Consider the following 17,929-nt stretch of genomic DNA (forward strand, 5'->3'; position numbering starts at 1 on the left):
CCGCCGATGTCCATCCGCTCGCAGAACGACGGCTCGGTAGTCACGGTGACCATCGATCGCCCGGCGAAGAAGAATGCACTCGATCTCGGCATGCGGATCGACCTGGCCCGCGCGTTCGAACAGATCAAGGCGGACTCCTCCCTCCGCGCCGTCGTTCTCGCCGGCGCCGGCAGCGACTTCTGCGCAGGCGCGGATGTGCGCGAAATGGGCGGCGCCAACATTGCCGAGTCGATGGCGCGGGTCGAGATATTGCACCGCATGGTTCGGAGTGTCGTCCGCACCGACATTCCCGTGATCGCAGCGATACGGGGCGTTTGCGTCGGCGTCGGCTGGTCGCTGGCACTCGCATGCGATTATGTGATCGCCGCGCCGGACGCGCGCTTTCAGTTCGCCTTCCGCCAAATCGGACTCGCTCCCGATGGCGGCGCGGTTCATCTCCTGTCGCAAAATCTTGGACCGATCCGCGCCAAGGCTCTGGTCTATTCGGGCCAGATGGTCACCGGCGAGCAAGCTGCCACGCTGGGCCTGGTCAGCGAACTCGCGCCTGCAGAGGACGTCGTCGCGCGCGCGCAGCAGCTAGCAGCGGAACTGGCAAGCGCGCCCACCCTCTCGCTTCGCATGTCGAAACGCCAGTTCACCGCAGCCGAAAACCAGACGTACGAGGAGGCGCTGGCGGCAGAGGTACTGATGCAGCCGCTCCTCGTGCGATCGGAGGATTTCCGAGAAGGGACTGCCGCTTTCAAGGAGAAGCGCAAGCCCAAGTTCATCGGTGCCTAGGATAGCCGAAACCAAGGCTTCCTTCCGTAAAAGTTCGAGACTGAAAGGCTCAGACCATGGATTTTTCGACCTACCCCGACTTGTTCAAGTTCGAACTCGCAGATGGCGTGCTCACGGTAACGCTCAATAACCCGGCGCAGATGAATGCGATTTCCACCGTGATGGACGACGAACTGCCGCGGATCTTCTTCGAGGCCGATCGCGACAAGCGCGTCGAGATCATCGTCCTGACCGGCGAGGGCCGTGCGTTCTCCGCCGGCGGCGACCTTGAGGGCATGAAGAAGAATCTCGACGGGATCGACAACTTCCTTGCCGGCTATCGCAACGGCAAGCGCTTCATGCAGCTGATGCTCGACACCGAAAAGCCGATCATCGCCAAGGTGAACGGGGACGCCGTCGGCATGGGTTGCACCCTCGCCCTTTGCGCCGACATCGTCGTCGCCAGCGATGGCGCGCGCTTCGGCGATCCGCATGTGCGCGTCGGCCTCGCCGCCGGCGACGGCGGGGCCGTGTTCTGGCCGCATAATTCGGGTTCGGCGAACGCGAAATATTTCCTGATGACGGGCGATCTCATTTCCGCCACCGAGGCGAAGGAAATCGGGCTGATCGCCAAGGTCGTGCCGCAGGACGGGCTGGACGCCGAGGTCGCGCGGATCATCGGCAGGCTGAAAAGCAACTCCTCGGTTGCCGTCCGCTTCTCCAAATCGATCCTCAACATCCCGCTGCGCCAGGCGCTCGCCAGCTCGGTCGACGCGGGCTTCGCGCTGGAAAGCATTTCGAGCCAGCTCCCGGACCATCGGGAAGCGGTCCACGCCTTTGTCGAAAAGCGGAAGCCCGATTTCAGCCGGAAGTGAGGCGTGGCAGACATGTCGGCGAGCGCGGGCAAGATTGCCGTGGTGACCGGCGCGGCGCAGGGGATCGGTCGTGCGATCGCCCTGCGGCTCGCCGCGGACGGCGCCGACATCGCCTTGCTCGATCTCGATGGGCCGGCAGTGCGATCGGTCGCCCAAGAAATCGAGACGCTCGGACGACGCGCGCTTCCACTGGAGACCGACATGCTCGATCGGGCCGCCATCGCTGGCGCGTTCGCGACCATCGCGTCGACGCTCGGACCAGCGGATATCCTGGTCAACAATGTCGGCCAAAGTGCGCGGGAACGCGCCGCCCCCTTCTGGGAGGCGCGTGCAGAGACCGCAGATTTTCTACTGCGCATCTGCCTCCACACGGCGATGGACGCATCGCGCGAGGCCGTTCCGGCGATGCGCAGTAGAAATGCCGGGAGGATCATCAACATCTCCTCCGACTCGGCCTTTGTCGGCAGCAAATCATCGGCCGCATATGCGGCGGCAAAGGCCGGCCTGATCGGATTCACCCGCTCCTTGTCGCGCGAATTGGCGGGGAACCGGATTACCGTGAACGCTATTGCGCCCGGCTATATTCGCACGCGGGCAATGGAGCTGCTTCCCGCAGCGTTCGTGCACAAGGCAATCGAAGAAACGCCGCTCGGGATGCTGGGCGAGCCGAGTGACATCGCCCACGCCGTCGCCTTCTTCGCAAGCGATGCAGCACGCTATGTCACCGGGCAGACGCTGATCGTGAATGGCGGGCGCTGGATGAATTGACCGGCAGGAAAGGGGCTTGGTGCACTGATTGATTTCGCAATCGTCGTGGAAGCAACGCAGGAGATCGTCCGATGACGCGCTATGATCCCTTCACCGATCAATCGCTCTTCCCATGGAAGCTGGTCGAGCAGGATCGTGCGATGTGCCCGGTTCACGCAGCGCAAGGCCCGCAGAATTTCGACTATCACCGAGTCAACACCTACGACCTCGTCCGCGAGGTAAGCCGGCGGTTCGACGCATTCTCGAACAAACTCGGGGTTCAGCCCTTGGGGGCCTATCCGGAAGAAGAGCAGGTGCTGGAGTTCGCCGATCCGCCGGAGCATACGCTGCACCGCCAGTTGATCGGAAAAGCCTTCTCCGTCGCGCGGGTGAACGAGAAGCTGGATCGCATTCAGCAGATCGCGGACGACCTGGTGGACGCAATCGCCCGGCGCGGGAACCGCTTCCGCCTCCGCTATGATTTCGGTCGTCTCCTCCCGGCGCAGGTAATTGCCGAGATCCTGGGTGTTCCGATCCACGACCAGGCGCAATTCATTGCCTGGTCCGAAATCATGGAGGCAGCGTCGAACGAAATCGAGCCGTCCCCGGAATCGATCGCCGCCAATACGGCCTTTCTAGACTATGCTCGAACGCAATTGTCGCAACGGCTGGCGCGGCCGCGCGATGATCTTTTGAGTTCGATCGTACACGCGGACATCGACGGCGCACGCCTTACGCTGACGCAGGGCGCTGCGATGGTCCGGCTGCTGCTGGCGGCGGGCAACGGCACCACGTCGATCGCCATTTCGAACCTGATCTTCCTTCTGGAGACCAATCCCGACGCCAAGAAGCGCCTGCTCGACAACATGGAGATACTGCTCGACTCGGCCGTCGAGGAAGGGCTGCGCTTCGATTGTCCGGTGCAGGGCAATTTGCGGGGCGTCACGCACGAAACCGAGATCGGCGGCCACCGGGTTATTGCGGGGGACCGGGTATACGCCTTCTACGCTTCCGCCAATCACGACCCGGCCCGGTATGATCGTCCCGACGAATTCGTGATCGATCGCGACTGGAGCAAGGAAGCGCGCCATTTCGCGTTCGGCTATGGCATCCATTTCTGCCTGGGCGCGGAACTGGCACGCGCCGAGACGAAACTGGCCGTCCGTACACTCTACGAAAGGCTGCCGAACCTGCGCCTGCGCCCCGGTTTCACGCCCGAGCAAGTGCCAAGCATCACCTTTCGTACCTGGCGTGAAGTGGAGATGGAGTTTGACGGCGTCGCCGCCCCGCGCCTCAGCGCGCCGCATGTCGCGCATGCCGATACGACGTAGACCATCCGGCAGCCGCGGCACCGCTCGCTTTCATGCGGCGGCCCCGGCGTGCGCGGTCGCCGGAAGTGCATTGGCGCCGGCGAGGGGCGCATCGCCATGCCGCGGCGGACCGAGGAACACCGGGGGCGTGGCTGCAACCATCAGGACTGGGACGGATGGTCATCCGCCGGCCGCCGCCGGATCAGTGCTTCCTGGGTCACCGACGCGAGAACGGCGCCCCCCTCGTCGAACAGCGTTCCGCGATTGAACCCCAGCCCTCCACCGGCAAACGGACTTTCAACGGCGTAGAGCAGCCGATCGATTCGCTGCGGCGGACGGTGAAACCAGATCGCGTGGTTGAGCGACACCGAGGCCAAGCTGCCGTCGTGTAGCTGGGGGGCGTGCATGATCCGGCCGGCGAAATTGGCGCAGGCGTCCGTCACATAGGCCAGGGTGGCATAATAGCCGATCGCGTCTCCGTCGCCCGGCGGCGGCACAGGGCGCAGCCAGGCGGTACTTTTCGGGCTGCCGCCGGGCTTGCCAAGTCCCTCCTCGGGGTCGGCAAAATAGATCTCCGCCGCGACCCTGTTGGCCACGCGCCGCACGATCAACGGGTCGAGCTCGTCCGCCCGATCGAGCACACATTGGCGATGCGATCGCAGCGCCGCGAGGGGCGGCATCGACGGCGCGGGGGTTGCGTGCGCCGGCTGGCCCGCTTCCCATTCATGAAAACTGACCTCCGCACGAAAGGCTTCCTGGCCGGCCTGCCATGCGCTCACCCGCCGATGGGCAAAGCCGCGGCCGTCCCGGGTCCGCTCGACACGATACAGAACCGGCGCCGACGCGCGGGCGCCGCGAAGAAAGAAGGCGGAGAGCATATGCGGCATGCGGCCAGGCGCACTCAGCATCGCCGCCTTCACGGCCAAGGCCAGATACTGGCCACCGAAAACCTCACCACCCGCGTTCGAGTCGTTGGAGACGGAGTGCCACGCATCGGCACCGGCCGGGCGGAGCTGGAGCAGTTCGGTCAGGTCGGCCGACGCCTCCCCCGTCTGATGCTTCATCGCCAGATCTCAAGCTGAGACGCGGCGTAGACAGCAACCGCCGCTCGGGTTATCGATCGGTCATTAGATAGTTTATTGATTTGTCGAGGGCAAGGGGAGAGATGCGCATGAGCGGCGCACCGGAGTTTCTGTATGAACAAAGCGGTCCCATCGTGACGCTGACGCTGAACATGCCGGACCTGCGCAATCCGGTGTCGGAGCCGGCAATCGTGGCTGGACTGGTATCGGCGGTCGACCGGATCAACGGCGACGGCAGCGTCCGCGTCGCCATCCTGACGGGCGCGGGATCAGCCTTCTCGTCCGGCGGCAATTTGAAAGCGATGGCAGCGCCCGACGGCAACGCGAACGCGGCCCCGATCGACAACCGCAAATGGTATGTCGATGGCATCCAGCGCGTCCCGCTGGCCCTGGAACGGCTCGAGGTTCCGATCATCGCCGCGGTGAACGGGCCGGCGATTGGCGCCGGCTGCGACCTTGCCTGCATGTGCGACATTCGCATTGCCGGACGCAGTGCAGCCTTTGCCGAAAGCTTCGTCAAGGTAGGCCTGGTCCCGGGAGACGGGGGCGCATGGCTGTTGCCGCGCGCGATCGGCCAATCGCGCGCGCGCGAAATGGCATTTACCGGCGACATGATTTCCGCGGAGAAGGCGCTTGCCTGGGGACTGGTGTCCGAGGTGGTGGAGGATGCCGACCTGCTCGACGCGGCAATGGCATTGGCAAAGCGGATTGCCGTGAACCCGCCCCAGGCGGTCCGCCTGACGAAACGTCTGATGACCTTCGCCCAGGACAGCACGCTCGAACGGGTGCTGGACATTTCCGCGGCGATGCAGCCACTCGCGCACGCGACGGCGGACCATCGCGAGGCGCTGGACGCCTTTATCGACAAGCGGAAGCCACAGTTCACGGGGCGTTGAAGGGCCGCGCTCCACAGGCAGGCCTGGAGATTTCGGGATCGGGGAGACGAGACGGCGGCACCGCCTCCCCCAAGCCACATCCCCGCAAGCGGCGCCCCTGCATCACTGCTCCGGGGGCGAAAACAGCATCTCGCCGACGATGTTGAGGCCATAGCCGCCCAGGCTGCCAATGGATCGGCCCGAAGGATTGCGCAGCAGGATCATGTCGTGAATGCCCAGGTCTGCCAGCACCTGCGCACCGAGGCCGTAACTGCGGCGATCCATCGGGTTGACATCCGGGCCCGCCGAAACGTGGGTCTTGGCCGGCGGCAAGAGCACCAGGATGACGCCGGCGCCATGTTCGGTGATCCGCCTGATCGCCTTCGGGATTAGCCCCTGGCGGGGGCCGGGCACCCCGAGCAGATCGTAGAAGGCGGACGCGACATGGACGCGCACCAGGGTTGCTCCCTCGGACAGCACTGCGCCTTTTTGCATGACATAGGCGCGCGTCCCGTCGATCTTGCTCTCGTACACCGCCATCGTCCAGCGGTCACCGAACTCGGAAACGAACTCGGACTGCGCGACGCGTTCGATGAGGCGATCGAACCGCATTCTGTGCGCAATCAAATCGCGGATCGTGCCGATCTTGAGATTGTGCTCGCGGGCGAAAGCGACGAGGTCCGGCCCGCGCGCCATCGTCCCATCCTCTTTCATGATCTCGCAGATCACGCCGGACGGATTGAGGCCCGCCAGGCGCGCCACGTCGACGGCCGCCTCGGTATGGCCGGCGCGCACCAGCACGCCGCCATCACGCGCGACGAGCGGAAACACGTGCCCGGGCGTGACAAGGGTTTCGGGGCCGCCCGCCGCGTTGATCGCAACGGCGATGGTCCTGGCACGGTCCGCGGCGGAAATGCCGGTCGTCACCCCTTCGCGCGCTTCGATCGAGACGGTGAACGCCGTCTCATGGGGCGACTTGTTCTCCTTGGTCATCATCGGCAGCTGGAGTTGCGATACCCTCTCGCGCGAAAGCGCAAGGCAGATGAGGCCCCGCCCGTGGGTCGCCATGAAATTGATGGCATCCGGCGTCGCCATCTGCGCCGGAATCACCAGATCACCTTCATTCTCGCGATCCTCATCGTCCATGAGGATGAACATGCGGCCGTTGCGCGCTTCGTTGATGATCGCTTCCGCGGACGACTTCGCCGCGTGGACTTCGCTTTCCGACATCCTGCCTCCTGGCCTGCGGGTCGACATGGCAGCGCCTGCAGCCTCCCCTCGAGCCTTGATATTTATCAAACAACTGATAGGTTGAAAACAGGAGAGAGAAATATGCGCGTCAGCCAGCTTTCACGGTCGTTGGGTGAAACGAACGTCATTTCCAGCGACGAGCATGAGAGCGATCCCGTCGTCAAATCGGCGGGACGCGTGCTCAAAATACTGGAACTGTTCGACATCCTTCGGCGCGAGGCGCCCGTTTCGGAAGTCTCCAGCCTGTTGCACATGCCGCAATCGAGCACCTCCATCTTGCTGCGCAGCATGGTGGTCCTCGGCTATCTCCAGTTCAATCCGGAAAGCCGGATGTTCAAGCCGACGACGCGAGTCGCACTGCTGGGGAGCTGGATCAACGGTCCGATGATCAGCGACGGCCGCCTCATGCAACTGATGGAGCGGATCAATGCACGCACCAGCATGTCGGTGGTGCTCGCTGCACGGAACCGGGTGTGGTCGGAATATATCCATGTGGTCCAGTCGCCCAACCCGGTACGCCTGTTCATGGTCAAGGGTTCCAGGCGTCCGCTGGTCCGCTCCGGGACGGGTCTGGCCCTGCTGGCCGGCCTCTCGGACCCCGAGATCAAGCGGATCGTCATCCGCACCAACGACGAGGCGGGTCGCAACGGTCAGCAGGTCGGCATCTCGACGCTGATGGAACAGGTTGTGCAGACGCGACAGAACGGCTGGGCCTTCACCTTCGACACGATCACGAAAGGCGGCGGGATGATCGCGATGCGCCTGCCGATGCTCGAAAATAACGAAGAACTGGTCCTCGGCCTGGCGGGGCGGACCCAGCAGCTCAAGGACAATCTCGAGGAGTATCTCACGGTGATGCGCGAGGAAATCGCACGCAAGCTCGCCTGAACGGCCGTCCTTTTCGCCTCCCCATCCCGTCACGATCGTGACACCGCGTGGTTCGCAGCCGCTAGCCCCGTCCTTGTCTCGTCACCAGTCTCCCACCCCGCAGAAAAAGTCGAACGCAACGGAGACGCCATTTGCAGACGTTTCATCCCCAACCCATCGCCTGGCCGGACAATGCCGCGTCGATCCGTGCGCAGGTTCGATCGATCATCGCCGCCCATCCGCGGCACCCGGATCCCGCCAAACGCGCGAACAGCTGGGCCGTGGCCGATCCGGCGTTCAGCGCAAGGCTGGGCGCCGAAGGTCTGATCGGCATGACGTGGCCGAAGGAATATGGCGGCCATGCGCGGTCCAACCTCGAGCGCTACGTGGTTTTGGAGGAACTGCTGGCCGCAGGCGCACCGGTCGGCGCGCATTGGATTGCCGACCGGCAGACCGGTGGAATGCTGCTGCGCTACGGCCATGAAACGGAAAAGCGGCGCTGGCTCCCCGGCATGGCGCGCGGCGAAATCTTCGCCTGTATCGGCCTTTCGGAGCCGAACGCCGGCTCCGACCTCGCCTCGGTCCGGACCCAGGCGCGCAAGCGCGGCGACCGATGGATCATCGACGGGCAGAAGGTCTGGACGACCGGCGCGCATTTCTCGCACCTGATGATCGCGCTCGTGCGTACCGCGGAAGGCTCGCAGCGCAACGAAGGGCTGAGCCAATTCGTCATCCCGATGGATGCGCCGGGCGTGAGCATCAAGCCGATCATCGATCTCACCGGCGGCCATGATTTCAACGAGGTGTTTTTCGACGGCGTCGAGCTGCCCGAGACGGCATTGGCCGGGATCGAGGGCGAAGGCTGGAAGCAGGCGACGGCGGAACTGTCGCTGGAGCGATCGGGGCCCGAACGCTATCTCTCCTCCACCGCCCTGTTCCTCGAACTGCTGCGGCATGTGGGCGAGAGCCCGGACCCCGCCGTCCGGCAACTTGTCGGGCGCCTCGCCGCAGACATGTGGACGCTGCGCATGATGTCGGCAACGGTGGCCGCGAAGCTCGCCGATGGCGAGGATCCGGCGCTGGAAGCCACCATCGTCAAGGATCTCGGCAACAGCTTCGAGCAGGCCATGCCGGGCCTGGTCCAGGCGACGATCGATATCGATCCGGCGAGCACCACGGCCCTCACCCGGGTGCTGGAGCATCTGCTGCAGGTCGCCCCCTCCTTCTCGCTGCGCGGCGGCACGCGCGAGATTCTGAAAGGCATCATCGCGCGGGGACTGGGATTGAGATGAACGAACAGCAGAACATGTTGAGCGACATGGCCAATGGCGTGTTCGCCGAGCTTCGCGACACGCCCGCAGCCGAAGCATGGGCCAGGATCGAGGCGCTCGGCCTGCCATCGTTGCTGATCCGCGAGGCCGATGGCGGGTTCGGTGGAAGCTGGCAGGATGCGCTCGTCGTCTTTCGTCTCGCCGGCCACCACACGCTGTCTACGCCGCTTGTCGAAGCCATTCTGGCTGCCGGTGCGGGAACGCATCTCGGCTTTGTCGGCCGGGGAACGATCGCGTCGCGCAGCGAAGGACGCTTGGAGAACGGGCGATTTACCGGCACGCTGGCAGGTGTCGTGGCAGGGCCGGGCGCGGACTTCGTCGTCGCCCCGCTGGGAGACCGGTCGGTGGTCGTCGACCTCTCCCAGGCACGATTCGTGGAGGAGACGCACTTCTCGGGTGCCAGCCGCACGGTGATCGGCATCGACGGAGCACGCGCCGCGGCGAGCGAGCTACGCATCTTCGCCCTCGGTGCATTCGCGCGCTCCGCGCAGATTGCCGGTGCGCTCGATGCAGCGCTCGTGATGACGGTGCACTATGTCAACGAACGCTGGCAATTCGGCAAGACGCTGGCGAAGTTTCAGGCCGTCCAGCAAAATCTGGCGACGTTCGCATGCGAGGCGGCGGCCGCAAATTGTGCGGCGATGGGTGCGGCACAGGCGCTCGATCGCGGCGACGGCGCGTTCGAAGTTGCCGCCGCGAAGCTCCGCGCAAACCAGGCGGCGGGCATCGGCACCGCGATTGCGCACCAGGCGCATGGCGCCATCGGCTTCACGCACGAATTTGGCCTGCACCCGCTTACCCGCCGCTTGTGGTCGTGGCGTTCGGAATTCGGCGGCGACGCCTATTGGGCAAATCTGCTGGGGGCAGGCATCCTGGCGCGCGGCGCGGACCATTTCTGGGCCGATCTCGCGGCGCGTACCGACTGAGAACCCGTTTTGGAAATGCGCCGCAGCGCAATGAGCGGCACCGGCGTCCGGCCGGAACGTTCCGCCGGACGCCGAATGGCAGGCCCTGCCCGACTTTATGCCAGGCCGTGTTCCTTGCGGATTTCCACCTTGTTGATCTTGCCGCTTGCCAGCTTGGGAAGGTCAGCAACGAAGACGATCGACTTGGGGCATTTGTAGCCGGCGATCAGGGTCCGGCAATGCGCGATCAGTTCGGCCTCGGTCACGCTTGCCCCTTCGCGCAATTCGATCACCGCACGCACCGCTTCACCCCATTTTTCGTGCGGCACCCCGATGACGGCGGCGTTCGCCACCGCCGAATGCTGGTAGAGCGCCTCTTCCACCTCGCGCGAATAGATGTTCTCTCCGCCGGACGAGATCATGTCTTTCTTGCGGTCGACGAGATAGAGATAGCCGTCTTCGTCGAACTTTCCCACGTCGCCGGTGTGCAGCCATCCGTCGCGTAGCGCTTCGATCGTCGCGCTCGAATTGTTCCAATAGCCGCGCATCATGATCGGCCCCCGCAGCAGGATTTCGCCCGGTGCACCCACGGGGCAATCGACGCCCGCCTCGTCCACCGTGCGGATCTCGACGCCCGGGAACGGAATGCCGATCGACTGGAGCCTGCGCAGGTCGCGCTCGTCGCCGTCGGGGCGATGCGCCTCGATGGGCAACACCGTCCCCGATCCCTCGGTCTGACCATACATCTGGAGGAACACCGGCCCGAGCAAGGCGAGGCCGCGCCGCAACAGCGCAACCGGCATCGCCGCCGCCGAATAGAGGATCATGCGCAGGCTGCTGAGATCGAACGCCTCGATCTTCGGATGATCGAGCAGCATCTGGATCATCGTCGGCGCCATGTGGGTGATGGTGATCTTTTCGTCCTGGATGGTCTGCAGGATCCGCTCCGGGTTGAAGTCGCGGTGCAGGAAGACGGTTCCCGCGCGCCAGCTCTGGCCGAGCGAGACGTCTTTCGCCCCCACATGGAACATCGGCATCATCAACAGCATCCGGTCCTCCGGACCGGCAGCCATGAGCGTGTTGTTGGTGTTGGCGACACTCACTTTGGTACCGTGCGTCAGCATCACGCCCTTGGGGCGACCGGTCGTACCGCTGGTGTAGATGATATAGCAGACATCGCTGGCGCGCGGTTGATAGGAAACCGCGGCATTCCCCGATTCCATCACATCGTCATAGCTTTCCGCCCATTCCGGCGCGGTGCCGATGCACACGAAATGCTCGACACTGGTGAGCGCGGGCCGCAGCCCATCGATCATGGATGTGAATTCTTCTTCGAACACCAGGATCTTCGGCGCGCTGTCGCGGACGATATACTCTACCTCCGGCGCCGCGAAGCGAAAGCTGACCGTAGCGGTGATGTACCCCCCCACCTCGCCCGCCGCATAGACTTCGCAGATCTCCAGCCGGTTGCGGCTCATGACGGCGACTCGCTCGTGCGGCAGCAGACCGCGCGCCGCCCAGGCAGAAGCAAGGCGCCGCGCGCGGGCGTGATATTCCGCATGAGTCAGCGTGTGCCCTTCAAAATTCCAGGCGACCCGATCCCCATAATGCCGGGCGTTTGCCTGCAAGATGCTCGAAAGCGTGAATGTCTCTACGTTATTCAAGTTTGCCTCCATCAGGGCACGGGAAGGTTGCACACCGCTTCGCCGGGACTCCGCGCAGGGAACATCCGCAGGCAGGCGCACGGTTCGAACTGGACGAGGAGCAGCGGCCCGGCCGCCGGGCGCTAGGCAGCGGCGGGCCGAGCCGGATCGATCGATGGTCCGAGCTCCCGCCCGCACAGATCCTCACGTTCAGCCCTCACCCAATGCAGCCAAAGCCGTGGCAATCAGCGCGCCTGAGCCGCTGCTTTCGTGGCGGACACGTCGCGGGTTCCGCGCGATCCGTCCGCCGAAGCTGACAATAATTCTATCGGTCGTCAATTAGATTATTTGGCAGCCATGCAGGCGCGGCGCGCGCCGCCAGCGGCGCCCTTGACTCGAAAATTGCCATTCTTCATATCGGACGATAGATAGATTTTACGGCTAGCGGGAGAGTGTGATGAAGCCGTTCGTATTGAGTTGCGACTCGCATGTGGTCGAGCCGAAGGACCTTTGGGCCGAACGGCTCCCTGCGAGCCTGCGCGACAGGGCGTTCCGTTCGCGCAAGGACGAGAAGAACTTCTTCGTCGAAGCGAACGGCATGACGCTGCTGAAGATGCAGGTTGCCGACGGGGTTTCCGGCAACGAGAAGATCGGCAGGTACGAAATCGACCTCCGCATCAAGGACATGATCCGCGATGGCGTCGATGCCGAAGTCATCTATCCCACCACCGGTTTGCTTACGCCCCGGCTCAACGATCGCGACCTGGAGCTGGCATCCTGCGAGGTGTACAATGATTGGGTGCTGAAGCATTTCGAGGCACATCCCGATATCTTCGTTCCGGCGGCGATCCTGCCGGTTTGCTCGATCGAAGACGCGGTTGCCGAACTCAAGCGCTGCGTCTCCCTAGGCTATCGGACCGCGATGATCCCCGGTCGACTGCCCACAGAGGTGCCGAAATACAATTCGGATGCATGGGACGCGCTGTGGGAGGTGGCGGCTTCGGCGAAACTCCCGCTGATCCTGCATTCGGGAACCGGCGGCGAAACCACGATGGAGCGCGGTTTCGGTGCCGCCCTCATCAACTATATGCTTTCGGGGCGCGGCCCCATCGACTCCGTCGCCTATCTCGTCGCGAGCGGCGCGCTGGATCGCTTCCCGGATCTCACGGTGGCGACCATGGAATGTGGTTCGTCCTATCTCAATTATCTCGCGGAAATACTCGACGAGATCTATCCGGCGCACATTCATTACGTGCGCCCCAAGCTCAGCCGGAAGCCGAGCGAAATCATTGCCCAGCAGGTCAAGGCGGCATTCTCGCACGATCGGTCAGCCGTCGAGAACCGTCACGTGCTGGGCCACCAGACGCTGATGTTCGCCACGGACTATCCGCATCTGGAAGGTTCCTTCCCCTATTCTCGCGAAGTCATTGCGGAAAACTTCCGAGGCATCGCCATCAGCGAGCAGGAAAAGGCCGACATTCTCGGCCTGACGGCGGCCAAACTGTTCGGGATTGCCAACCCGAAGGTTCTGACGGACGCATGAGGCTCGGCGCGACGTGCGCATGGGAGGGGATCTCCCGTGCGGACGCCACGTCCAATAAATTGATACGGTTGCGAGAGGAGCAGCGCTGATGGCAGCGAGATCACTGGCCGGGATTCCGGGCAATACGGATATCATGATCGTGGGGTGCCTGCGCACGCCGCACCTGGTGACGGAATATCCCGTCAGCTACCGCGACGTCGACGCGGACGCGCGCTTCGGCGCGGCCATGTTCGGCAAGATGGGGGTGGTGCCCGGCTCGATGGTGATGTGCACCTCCGGCTCGTCCGAATATGCCCATTTCTGGCCCTACCAGCTTGCCGTCGAATCGCTCGAAGCGTGCGTGGCGATCGGCGAGAACTTCATCTTCGACGCCGGGCGTGCGGAGATGTTCATGCGCCGCTTCCCCATCAAGGTCGCCTTCGGCATCTCCGATGCGATCTTGGACGGCATGGCCGCGCTCAACCTCGACACGCGCAAGGCGTTCGCGCCGGCCGAGGTGATCTGCGCGCGCGACGGCGCCGCGGATCGCTTGGCGGCGCTCGGCTTCGCACCGTGGCGGATGGTCAGCCTGGGGATCGCGTTCGGGTTCGTTTCTCCCGAAGGCGAGACCTTCTACGATCGCGACGAATGGCTGATCGAGGAAGCCAATGGCGAGTTGCTGATCACTGCCTTGAAGAACCGGGCCAGCCCGGTCGTGCGCCTTCGCACGGGGGTGAAGGGATCGGTAAGCGCCAGCCACGATTTCACGCTCCACTAAGGCGTCGGCGCAAATGGCGGCGCGGCGGGAGCCAAGATGGTCCTTCCGGATGCGGCAATCGGGCCGCGTTGTCGGAGGAACCGCACCGCGCCGGCAGACCAATGAGTTTCGCGCACGATCGTCCGTCGGACTCCTCGGAGACACGCATGTCTGATGCAATTCACAGCCTGTCGCTCTACACCGTCCTGGAAGAGCATGTCCGCTCCTATCCCGGAAAGGTCGCCCTGTCCTGCGGCGATCAGCGCTACACCTTTGCCGAGACGCTCGGCCGGGTCGATCGGTATATCGACGCGCTCGCGCGCGCTGGCGTCGGACGCGGCGATCGCGTCCTGTGGCTGGGGCAGAATTCGCACCGCATTCTGGAGACCCTCATCGCCGCCTCGCAGCTCGGGGCGATGCTGTGTCCGGCCAACTGGCGGCAGAGCAAGAGCGAACTGGCCGATCTGATCGACGACCTCGAGCCCTCCATCGTGCTCTGGCAGGAAGAGGAAGTCGGTGACGAGATCCGCGCCGCCCGTGCGCTGGCGCGCTACGCCGGCGGGTTATGGCTGCAGCATGATGGGCAGGGCGAAGACTCCTACGAGCATTTCGTCGCCGCCGGTTCCGAGGGCGGACAGGGCGAGCGCGAAGTCGATACGCGCGACACCGCACTCATCATCTACACGGCGGCGTTCGAAGGGCGCCCGAACGGCGCGATGCTCAGCCAGAACACGATCCTCCTCGAGAATCTCGTCCTGGCACCCACCCAGAAACTGTCGAACGAGACCGTCTTCCTGGCGGTGGGACCGCTGTTCCATCTGGGCACGCTGATGTTCTGCCTCACCGTGTTCCACATGGGCGGCACCAACGTCTTCGTCCGGCGCACGGATGCGCGCTCGATCGCGGAGGCGATCCACGCGGACCGCTGCACCCGCACCTGGCTGGTCAGCAAGACGATGGACGAGATCGTCGCCCTCAATCGCGATCGCACGCTCGATCTCAGCAGCCTGCGCTCCATCCCGTACACCGAAGAGTGGAACCGCATGGTCACCGTCGAACCGGCGGAGACGCATGTGCCGGGCTATGGCCAGACCGAAGTCATGGGGCTGGCGGTGCTGCCGCAATATGGCCGCCATGCGATCGGCATCTTCGGTCGCCCCGCGCCCTTCTGCCAGATGCGCATCGTCGATGCGGACGATAACGACGTCGCCCCCGGCGACGTCGGCGAGATCGTCTTCCGCGGGCCCACGGTGATGAACGGCTATTGGCGGCGCCCGGAGATCAATGCGCGTCGTCATCGCTCCGGCTGGCACCACACCAACGACCTCGGCAAGCGCGAGGCCGATGGCAGCCTGACCTTCATCGGCCCGAAGACGCAGATGATCAAATCGGGTGTGGAGAACATCTATCCCGCCGAAGTCGAGGCGTGCATTCGCCGGCACCCGGCGGTCGCCGACTGCGCGATCATCGGCATCCCGGACGAGCGCTGGATCCAGGCAGTCAAGGCGATCGTCGTGCTGAAGCCCGGTGCCGCGGCAAGCCCGAGCGAGATCATCGAACACTGCCGCCAGAATATCGCCTCCTACAAGAAGCCATCTTCGGTGGAATTCAGCGACTCCATCCCGCGGCTGGCCACCGGCGGCGCCGACTACAAGCAGCTCGACGCGCGGTACGGCGGGGGCAACTACCCCGGCGGCGGTACCCGCACGTCGTAGAATGACAGTTCAAGGCAACAGACAGAAAGCGCGCAAAGCCATGGATGAGGATCGCCTGTACTTCGACCCCGAGATTGAAACGATGCCGCGCGCTGAAATCGAGGCGCGGCAGTTTCCGGCACTCAAGGAAATCATCGAGATCGCCTATGAAAAGGCGGGTCTGGTGCGCCAGAAATGGGATGCGGCAGGTATCACGCCTGCCGACATCCAATCGCTGGCCGATTTCTCGCGCCTCGTGCCCTTCATCACCAAGGACGATATCCGCGCATATCGCGAGGCGACGGGCGATCCTTTCGGCGGCGTGCTGTGCGTCGATCGATCGGCCCTGCGCTCGATCACCGGCAGTTCCGGCACCACCGGCGATCCCACCATCCTGGCCCGGATGGACCTGCACGGCACGCAGATGGACTCGCGCTTCGATCGCGGCTTCTGGGATCTGGGAATCCGCCCGGGCGACTGGGGGGTGACGATGAACCCCACCATCCGCGGTTCCACGGTCGCGCCGTTCCTGCATTTCGGCATCACGCCGATCTGCCTCGACCATAATCCCTCCGAGATCGGCAGGCTGGTCGAGATCAGCCGCAAATACCGGCCGACGCTGCTGTCGGCGCTGTCGACCGTGCTCCTGATGGGCCTGGAGCAGTTCGAAATCGATACCGGTGTCGATCTCGCCGAAGCCTTTTCCTCCTACAAGGCGGTGATCTGGGGCGGCGAGCCGCTCGGGCCACGCGGCCGGATGTTGACCGAGCGCTGGAACCTGAAAATCTACGAAGTGCTGTCGCTCGGCGATGCCACCATCACGCTCCAGTCGGCCAATCAGTCCGGCGCCTATGCCTGGGAAGACGAAGTGTTCGTCGAGCATGTCGACCCCGTCACGGGCGAGCCGGTTCCCGATGGAAGCCTGGGCGAGCTGGTCGCAACGCCGCTGCAGAACCGGGTCGACCCGCTGATCCGCTTCAAGAGCGAAGATCTGGTGACGCTCACCCGCGCGCCTTGCCCTTCGGGCCGAACGCACGCGCGGTTCCAGATCAAGGGCCGTGCCGGCGACCAGATCGTCGTCAGCGGCAACACCCTGCTCCCGATCAGCATCTGGCCGACGATCGAATCGCAGCTCGAAACCAAGGCAGGGCTGTTCCAGATCGTTCGCCCGCCGCAGCCGGAAGATTTCCTACGCCTGCGCGTAGGCTATGCCGGCAAACCCGACCTGGAATCGCTCGAACGGCGGCTGAAGGCGGAAATCCGAAACCAGCTCGGCGTCGATTCCAAGCTCGAACTCGTGCCGAACGACGATCTGCTCAAGCTCGGCCCCCCGCACAAGATCCCGCGCATCATCAAGCTCCAGGTCTAGTCCGGCGGCAACGGGACATCGAAAGAGACGGCCGACGGCACCTGCACACGTCGTCGGCCGTGTTGCAGGCGGCGCCGTCCCCCGCGCCGAACAGCCAGGTCAGGAGATGAGAGGATGGCCGACGCTTTGATCGACGTGCGCATGGACGAGGCCGTTGCGGGCATCTTGATCGTCACGATCGACAATCCGCCGGCAAATCCGCTCACGCTCGACATGTTCCGCGCGCTGCGGGACCTTTTCGCGAGCGTACGCGACGACTTCCCGGCGGCGCGATGCGTGATCCTGACAGGGCGCGGCAGGATCTTCTGTGCGGGTGCGGACACACGCGAACTCGCCGCGCGCACCACCGAGATGCAATTGGCGCGTTCGGAAGTGTCGCGCGCCTGTTTCGATGCCATCCGGCGGTGCGCGCTCCCCGTCATCGGCGCGGTCAATGGCGGCGCCGTCGGTGCCGGCGTGGTGCTGGCCGCGAGCTGCGATATCGTGCTTGCGTCGGAAACCGCCCATTTCTCGCTTACCGAAGTGCTGATTGGGGCGCTGGGCGGAACGCGCCACACCGCGCGCCTGGTTCCCAGCAAACTGGTCCGCTTCATGGCGCTCACCGGGCAGCGGGTTTCCGCACAAACCCTCGAGCGCGTGGGCGGCATTCTGGCCGTCACGTCGCCGGATGCATTGATGCCGCGCGCACAGGAGATCGGAGCCCAGATCGCCACTCTCAGTCCGTACGGGGTTCAGCTGATGAAGGAATCGATCAACCTGACCGAGGAACTGCCGCTGTCCGAGGGCTATCGCATCGAACAGCTCTACACCACGCTGGCGTCGAACCTGCCCGACGCGCAGGAGGCTGCCGCCGCGACGCGCGAGAAGCGCAAGCCCAATTGGTCGGGACAGACGCTGTCGCTCAACCGCAAGAAATCGCCCGACGCCTGAGGGGCGCCGGGCGCA

Annotated in this window: 16 protein-coding genes; 13 read left to right on the forward strand and 3 right to left on the reverse strand. The window is 64.4% G+C overall.

What is annotated here, in order from left to right; translation table 11 throughout:
- The first annotated feature begins 6 nt into the window (after positions 1-6).
- The 4 genes from ACT53M_RS06235 (at position 7) to ACT53M_RS06250 (ending at position 3,709) form a co-directional block, all read left to right on the forward strand.
- Positions 7-777: an enoyl-CoA hydratase/isomerase family protein gene (locus ACT53M_RS06235; RefSeq protein WP_064310754.1), complete on the forward strand. Its 771-nt coding sequence runs from the start codon at positions 7-9 to the stop codon at positions 775-777.
- Between the two features lie 56 nt (positions 778-833).
- Positions 834-1,631 carry an enoyl-CoA hydratase/isomerase family protein gene (locus ACT53M_RS06240; protein WP_064310755.1) on the forward strand — a complete coding sequence of 266 codons (798 nt, stop codon included), beginning with the start codon at positions 834-836 and terminating at the stop codon, positions 1,629-1,631.
- A gap of 12 nt (positions 1,632-1,643) precedes the next feature.
- A complete protein-coding gene (locus ACT53M_RS06245) occupies positions 1,644-2,399 on the forward strand; it encodes an SDR family NAD(P)-dependent oxidoreductase (protein WP_064310756.1) in 756 nt (251 codons plus the stop codon).
- 71 nt (positions 2,400-2,470) lie between these two features.
- The gene (locus ACT53M_RS06250) at positions 2,471-3,709 is read left to right on the forward strand and encodes a cytochrome P450 (RefSeq protein WP_476232172.1); all 1,239 of its coding nucleotides are present in this window, start codon (positions 2,471-2,473) and stop codon (positions 3,707-3,709) included.
- A gap of 140 nt (positions 3,710-3,849) precedes the next feature.
- Here the strand turns inward: ACT53M_RS06250 and ACT53M_RS06255 are convergent, their stop codons facing one another.
- Positions 3,850-4,752, reverse strand: coding sequence for an acyl-CoA thioesterase (locus ACT53M_RS06255; protein WP_064310758.1), 903 nt, complete (start codon positions 4,750-4,752; stop codon positions 3,850-3,852).
- Between the two features lie 107 nt (positions 4,753-4,859).
- Here ACT53M_RS06255 and ACT53M_RS06260 point away from each other — a divergent pair, with 107 nt between their 5' ends.
- Positions 4,860-5,666: a crotonase/enoyl-CoA hydratase family protein gene (locus tag ACT53M_RS06260; protein ID WP_064310888.1), complete on the forward strand. Its 807-nt coding sequence runs from the start codon at positions 4,860-4,862 to the stop codon at positions 5,664-5,666.
- Between the two features lie 102 nt (positions 5,667-5,768).
- Here the strand turns inward: ACT53M_RS06260 and ribB are convergent, their stop codons facing one another.
- Positions 5,769-6,902, reverse strand: a complete 1,134-nt coding sequence (gene ribB / locus ACT53M_RS06265) for a 3,4-dihydroxy-2-butanone-4-phosphate synthase (RefSeq protein WP_064310759.1) — start codon at positions 6,900-6,902, stop codon at positions 5,769-5,771.
- A 75-nt stretch (positions 6,903-6,977) separates the two neighbouring features.
- Here ribB and ACT53M_RS06270 point away from each other — a divergent pair, with 75 nt between their 5' ends.
- The 3 genes from ACT53M_RS06270 to ACT53M_RS06280 all read left to right on the forward strand — a co-directional run bounded on the left by ACT53M_RS06270 (position 6,978) and on the right by ACT53M_RS06280 (position 10,020).
- Positions 6,978-7,784 (forward strand): IclR family transcriptional regulator, encoded by an 807-nt coding sequence (locus ACT53M_RS06270; protein ID WP_084445133.1) that lies wholly within the window; start codon positions 6,978-6,980, stop codon positions 7,782-7,784.
- 131 nt (positions 7,785-7,915) lie between these two features.
- A complete protein-coding gene (locus ACT53M_RS06275) occupies positions 7,916-9,055 on the forward strand; it encodes an acyl-CoA dehydrogenase family protein (RefSeq protein WP_064310761.1) in 1,140 nt (379 codons plus the stop codon).
- Complete coding sequence (locus tag ACT53M_RS06280; protein ID WP_064310762.1) at positions 9,052-10,020, forward strand: acyl-CoA dehydrogenase family protein; 969 nt, start codon at positions 9,052-9,054, stop codon at positions 10,018-10,020. Before ACT53M_RS06275 ends, ACT53M_RS06280 begins: the two co-directional genes overlap by 4 nt.
- 95 nt (positions 10,021-10,115) lie before the next feature.
- On the opposite strand, the gene ACT53M_RS06285 is transcribed toward ACT53M_RS06280, so the two are convergent.
- The gene (locus ACT53M_RS06285; RefSeq protein ID WP_198161915.1) at positions 10,116-11,663 is read right to left on the reverse strand and encodes a class I adenylate-forming enzyme family protein; all 1,548 of its coding nucleotides are present in this window, start codon (positions 11,661-11,663) and stop codon (positions 10,116-10,118) included.
- A gap of 436 nt (positions 11,664-12,099) precedes the next feature.
- On the opposite strand from ACT53M_RS06285, the gene ACT53M_RS06290 reads away from it, so the two are divergent.
- From ACT53M_RS06290 to ACT53M_RS06310, 5 genes are all read left to right on the forward strand, one after another.
- Complete coding sequence (locus ACT53M_RS06290; protein WP_064310764.1) at positions 12,100-13,185, forward strand: amidohydrolase family protein; 1,086 nt, start codon at positions 12,100-12,102, stop codon at positions 13,183-13,185.
- An 88-nt stretch (positions 13,186-13,273) separates the two neighbouring features.
- Positions 13,274-13,942 (forward strand): hypothetical protein, encoded by a 669-nt coding sequence (locus tag ACT53M_RS06295; RefSeq protein WP_157105506.1) that lies wholly within the window; start codon positions 13,274-13,276, stop codon positions 13,940-13,942.
- 146 nt (positions 13,943-14,088) lie between these two features.
- Positions 14,089-15,636 (forward strand): AMP-binding protein, encoded by a 1,548-nt coding sequence (locus ACT53M_RS06300; protein ID WP_476232175.1) that lies wholly within the window; start codon positions 14,089-14,091, stop codon positions 15,634-15,636.
- Between the two features lie 40 nt (positions 15,637-15,676).
- Positions 15,677-16,984 (forward strand): phenylacetate--CoA ligase family protein, encoded by a 1,308-nt coding sequence (locus ACT53M_RS06305; protein WP_064310767.1) that lies wholly within the window; start codon positions 15,677-15,679, stop codon positions 16,982-16,984.
- Between the two features lie 114 nt (positions 16,985-17,098).
- Positions 17,099-17,914 carry an enoyl-CoA hydratase-related protein gene (locus tag ACT53M_RS06310; protein WP_064310768.1) on the forward strand — a complete coding sequence of 272 codons (816 nt, stop codon included), beginning with the start codon at positions 17,099-17,101 and terminating at the stop codon, positions 17,912-17,914.
- Positions 17,915-17,929 lie beyond the last annotated feature (15 nt).

The sequence above is a fragment of the Sphingomonas sp. DMC6 genome, from assembly GCF_056314225.1.

Coding starts and splice junctions, on each gene's coding strand:
- ACT53M_RS06295 (WP_157105506.1), top strand. CDS start 13,274: ATGGCAGCGAGATCACTGGCCGGGATTCCGGGCAATACGGATATCATG.
- ACT53M_RS06290 (WP_064310764.1), top strand. CDS start 12,100: ATGAAGCCGTTCGTATTGAGTTGCGACTCGCATGTGGTCGAGCCGAAG.
- ACT53M_RS06270 (WP_084445133.1), top strand. CDS start 6,978: ATGCGCGTCAGCCAGCTTTCACGGTCGTTGGGTGAAACGAACGTCATT.
- ribB (WP_064310759.1), bottom strand. CDS start 6,902: ATGTCGACCCGCAGGCCAGGAGGCAGGATGTCGGAAAGCGAAGTCCAC.
- ACT53M_RS06245 (WP_064310756.1), top strand. CDS start 1,644: ATGTCGGCGAGCGCGGGCAAGATTGCCGTGGTGACCGGCGCGGCGCAG.
- ACT53M_RS06300 (WP_476232175.1), top strand. CDS start 14,089: ATGTCTGATGCAATTCACAGCCTGTCGCTCTACACCGTCCTGGAAGAG.
- ACT53M_RS06305 (WP_064310767.1), top strand. CDS start 15,677: ATGGATGAGGATCGCCTGTACTTCGACCCCGAGATTGAAACGATGCCG.
- ACT53M_RS06250 (WP_476232172.1), top strand. CDS start 2,471: ATGACGCGCTATGATCCCTTCACCGATCAATCGCTCTTCCCATGGAAG.
- ACT53M_RS06235 (WP_064310754.1), top strand. CDS start 7: ATGTCCATCCGCTCGCAGAACGACGGCTCGGTAGTCACGGTGACCATC.
- ACT53M_RS06280 (WP_064310762.1), top strand. CDS start 9,052: ATGAACGAACAGCAGAACATGTTGAGCGACATGGCCAATGGCGTGTTC.
- ACT53M_RS06310 (WP_064310768.1), top strand. CDS start 17,099: ATGGCCGACGCTTTGATCGACGTGCGCATGGACGAGGCCGTTGCGGGC.
- ACT53M_RS06260 (WP_064310888.1), top strand. CDS start 4,860: ATGAGCGGCGCACCGGAGTTTCTGTATGAACAAAGCGGTCCCATCGTG.
- ACT53M_RS06255 (WP_064310758.1), bottom strand. CDS start 4,752: ATGAAGCATCAGACGGGGGAGGCGTCGGCCGACCTGACCGAACTGCTC.
- ACT53M_RS06240 (WP_064310755.1), top strand. CDS start 834: ATGGATTTTTCGACCTACCCCGACTTGTTCAAGTTCGAACTCGCAGAT.